The organism is Rahnella inusitata (assembly GCF_003263515.1).
Lineage (GTDB): Bacteria > Pseudomonadota > Gammaproteobacteria > Enterobacterales > Enterobacteriaceae > Rahnella > Rahnella inusitata.
Window position 1 is genome coordinate 1 of sequence record NZ_JYDE01000035.1, and the last position, 1,757, is coordinate 1,757.

General features: G+C 51.9%; 1 rRNA gene. It reads left to right on the forward strand.

Annotated features, from left to right (window positions below):
* The first annotated feature begins 170 nt into the window (after window positions 1–170).
* Window positions 171–1,713 (forward strand): 16S ribosomal RNA (locus tag TU92_RS18735).
* The last annotated feature ends 44 nt before the right edge of the window (window positions 1,714–1,757 follow it).

Consider the following 1,757-nt stretch of genomic DNA (forward strand, 5'->3'; position numbering starts at 1 on the left):
TCTTTAACAATTTATCAGACAATCTGTGTGGGCACTCACAAGACGATATCAGCCACCTCGGTGGCAAAAAAATATCAAGTCTTAGAGTGACCAAGCAGTAATTCATTTAGTTGAATTATTACGAAGTAATCTTTGAGCACCGCTTAACTTGTTTAAGCAAATCGAACTTTTAATTGAAGAGTTTGATCATGGCTCAGATTGAACGCTGGCGGCAGGCCTAACACATGCAAGTCGAGCGGTAGCACAGGAGAGCTTGCTCTCTGGGTGACGAGCGGCGGACGGGTGAGTAATGTCTGGGAAACTGCCTGATGGAGGGGGATAACTACTGGAAACGGTAGCTAATACCGCATGACCTCGCAAGAGCAAAGTGGGGGACCTTCGGGCCTCACGCCATCGGATGTGCCCAGATGGGATTAGCTAGTAGGTGGGGTAATGGCTCACCTAGGCGACGATCCCTAGCTGGTCTGAGAGGATGACCAGCCACACTGGAACTGAGACACGGTCCAGACTCCTACGGGAGGCAGCAGTGGGGAATATTGCACAATGGGCGCAAGCCTGATGCAGCCATGCCGCGTGTGTGAAGAAGGCCTTAGGGTTGTAAAGCACTTTCAGCGAGGAGGAAGGCGTTGTAGTTAATAGCTGCAGCGATTGACGTTACTCGCAGAAGAAGCACCGGCTAACTCCGTGCCAGCAGCCGCGGTAATACGGAGGGTGCAAGCGTTAATCGGAATTACTGGGCGTAAAGCGCACGCAGGCGGTTTGTTAAGTCAGATGTGAAATCCCCGAGCTTAACTTGGGAACTGCATTTGAAACTGGCAAGCTAGAGTCTTGTAGAGGGGGGTAGAATTCCAGGTGTAGCGGTGAAATGCGTAGAGATCTGGAGGAATACCGGTGGCGAAGGCGGCCCCCTGGACAAAGACTGACGCTCAGGTGCGAAAGCGTGGGGAGCAAACAGGATTAGATACCCTGGTAGTCCACGCTGTAAACGATGTCGACTTGGAGGTTGTGCCCTTGAGGCGTGGCTTCCGGAGCTAACGCGTTAAGTCGACCGCCTGGGGAGTACGGCCGCAAGGTTAAAACTCAAATGAATTGACGGGGGCCCGCACAAGCGGTGGAGCATGTGGTTTAATTCGATGCAACGCGAAGAACCTTACCTACTCTTGACATCCACGGAATTCGCTAGAGATAGCTTAGTGCCTTCGGGAACCGTGAGACAGGTGCTGCATGGCTGTCGTCAGCTCGTGTTGTGAAATGTTGGGTTAAGTCCCGCAACGAGCGCAACCCTTATCCTTTGTTGCCAGCACGTAATGGTGGGAACTCAAAGGAGACTGCCGGTGATAAACCGGAGGAAGGTGGGGATGACGTCAAGTCATCATGGCCCTTACGAGTAGGGCTACACACGTGCTACAATGGCATATACAAAGAGAAGCAAACTCGCGAGAGCAAGCGGACCTCATAAAGTATGTCGTAGTCCGGATTGGAGTCTGCAACTCGACTCCATGAAGTCGGAATCGCTAGTAATCGTAGATCAGAATGCTACGGTGAATACGTTCCCGGGCCTTGTACACACCGCCCGTCACACCATGGGAGTGGGTTGCAAAAGAAGTAGGTAGCTTAACCTTCGGGAGGGCGCTTACCACTTTGTGATTCATGACTGGGGTGAAGTCGTAACAAGGTAACCGTAGGGGAACCTGCGGTTGGATCACCTCCTTACCTAAAGATACGCATTGTGCAGTGTCCACACAGATTGTCTGATG